The organism is Nocardia sp. NPDC058666 (genome assembly GCF_042714895.1).
Classification (GTDB): Bacteria; Actinomycetota; Actinomycetes; order Mycobacteriales; family Mycobacteriaceae; genus Nocardia.
In genome coordinates this window covers 1-2,492 of sequence record NZ_JBHXRY010000047.1, presented here as the reverse complement: position 1 = coordinate 2,492, position 2,492 = coordinate 1, and the positions used below count along the sequence as shown (strand labels likewise).

The 2,492-nt window shown below is 72.1% G+C and carries 2 protein-coding genes; both read left to right on the top strand.

Annotated elements, in window-relative coordinates:
- Nucleotides 1-439 precede the first annotated feature (439 nt).
- The gene (locus tag ACFWVD_RS28260) at nt 440-1,897 is read left to right on the top strand and encodes a multicopper oxidase family protein (RefSeq protein WP_053169686.1); all 1,458 of its coding nucleotides are present in this window, start codon (nt 440-442) and stop codon (nt 1,895-1,897) included.
- A 136-nt stretch (nt 1,898-2,033) separates the two neighbouring features.
- Nucleotides 2,034-2,492: hypothetical protein (locus tag ACFWVD_RS28255; RefSeq protein WP_379247901.1), on the top strand; the 459-nt coding region annotated here is incomplete at its 3' end.

Below are 2,492 nucleotides of genomic sequence, written 5' to 3'. Positions count from 1 at the left end.
GTTGTGGTCCATCCGCTTGGCCAGCCGCTCGAACGCCTCCCCGAACGCCTCGGGTGGCACCCGGTGCGCGTCATGGCCCTCGTACGGGCCGAACTGGCCGCCCCACCGCTCCGCCACGCCCAGCGCGCGCGGCAGCCAGTCGCGTAAGTCGTGCAGGTCCCTCAGGTCCACGGGTGCCTCCCCCCAGCGGCCGCCCCGATCGGCGGCACAGTCGCGCGTACGCGGTCATACGTACGCACGAGGAGCCTTGCCCAGCCCCCGCAAGGCCCGCGCAACGCCGAACCCCCGCACACCATCCGGGCTCGAGCGGTGCGCAAGCCGCATCTGGTGCACTCGCGGCGCGCCACCTGCGCGGCACCACCCTGCGCCGGCCCCGGCAGCGCGCACGCCCCCTCTCGCGGACGGCCCGCGCACCCACCCCTTTCCAGGAGGACATCCCATGGTCACCAGACGCAGCCTGCTCGGCGGAGCCGTCGCCGCGACCGGCGCCGGCCTGCTCACCGCCGGCGGGCTGACGCCCCTGCTCGGCTCCGGATCCGCCCGGGCCACCACCGCCGCGGGCCCGGTCACCGTCCCACCGCCGTTCACCGTGCGGATGCCGACCCTGCCGGTCCTGGCACCGATATCGGGGCCCGGCGGCCAGGACACCTACGCCGTCACCATCAAGGAAGCCGCACGGGAGATCATCCCCGGGGTGCGCACCAAGGTCCTCACCTACGACGGACACTTCCCCGGACCCGTCCTGCGGGCCCGCACCGGACGCAAAGTCGTCATCCGCCACCGCAACACCCTCACCATGCCCGTCGCGGTCCACCTCCACGGCGGCAGCGTCTCCCCGGAGAACGACGGCGGCCCCATGGACACCTTCGCCCCGGGCACCTCACGCACCTACACCTACCCCAACCAGCAGCCGGGCGCCGGCCTCTGGTTCCACGACCACGCCCACCACATGGAATCCGAGCACGTCTTCCGCGGCCTGTCCGCGACCTACCTGCTCTCCGACGAGACCGAACGCTCCCTGCCGCTGCCCGCCGGCCAGTACGAGGTCCCCATCGCCCTGCGCGACGCCCGCTTCGACGAGGCCGGACAGCTCGTCTACGTCATGGACGACGTCTTCGGCCGCACCACCATCCTCGCCAACGGCCGCCCCACCCCCTACTTCGAGGTCGCCGCCCGCAAGTACCGCTTCCGGCTGCTGAACTCCTCCAACATGCGCTTCTTCCAGCTGCGCCTTTCCGACGGCGGCCAGATGATCCAGATCGGCTCGGACGGCGGACTGCTGGAGCGGCCCTTCACCACCGACACCGTCGCACTGTCCCCGGCGGAACGCGCCGACGTGGTCATCGACTTCTCCCGCTACCCCGTGGGCACCAGGATCGTCCTGGAGAACACCCTCGGCCCCGGCACCCCCGACCAGGTCGGCAAGGTCCTGCGCTTCGACGTCGTGCGCACCGCCCCCGACCCCAGCCGCGTCCCGAACGTGCTGCGCACCCTGCCGGCCCTGGCGCCCGCCACCGTCTCGCGCACCGTCGTCCTCAGCATGGACGAGGACGGCCGCCAGGAACCGCGGGCCTTCATGGACGGCCAGACCTGGGACCACCACCGCATCGACCAGACCATCACGCACGGCACCTCGGAGATCTGGACCGTCACCAACGCCAACAAGCTCGTCCCGCACAACTTCCACATGCACCTGGTCCAGTTCCGGCTCCTGGAACGAAACGGCGCCCCGGTCGCTCCGGCCGAGGCCGGCCTCAAGGACACCGTCCGCCTCTTCCCCGGCGAGACCGTCAAACTCCACGCCACCTTCGACACGTACAGGGGCACCTACGTCTACCACTGCCACCTGCTGGACCACTCGGCGATGGGAATGATGGCCAACTTCCGGATCCGCTGAGGGATCCGGACTCGATGCGCGCTCAAGGACGGGCCGAGGACCGGGCGCAAGAATCCTCGACAACAGACCATGTCCGGCCGTGTCCCCCACGAGTCCCTCATGCGTCCGAAACCGAAAGGGAAGAGGAGGGAAGCCGATGGCCCGCACCGTGGCCATGACCGTGGTGCTCACACCCGGCCCTCCCACCTCCCTCGACCTCCACGGCAGCCTCACCCCTGCCGCGCTCACCGCCGCCCTCGCGTCGCTGCCACCGTGCACCCCGACGCTCCACCGGCACACCGACCACCACCACACCCTCACCCTGCCCCCGCCGCCGTTCCCCGCGGGCCGGCTGTCGGACCTGCTGACCGGGGCCGCGGCGGCGGGCGCGGACCACCGCCCCGCCCGGGAACCGGCCGGCACCCCCTGCACCCGGCACCCCGAATGCGCCCGCCACCACGGACGCGCCACCCACCCCGCATGCGCCCACCACCCCGCATGCGCCACCCACGCCGGCTGCGCCACCCATCCCGGATGTGCCACCGCGGAACCGGAAAGGCCCCCACCGACCACACCCCTGCAACGCGAGATCCTCCTCGACGCCATGACCCACCCC

What these genes read in the sequence shown, in the direction of transcription:
- ACFWVD_RS28260 (WP_053169686.1), top strand. Translation starts at nt 440, where the DNA reads ATGGTCACCAGACGCAGCCTGCTCGGCGGAGCCGTCGCCGCGACCGGC.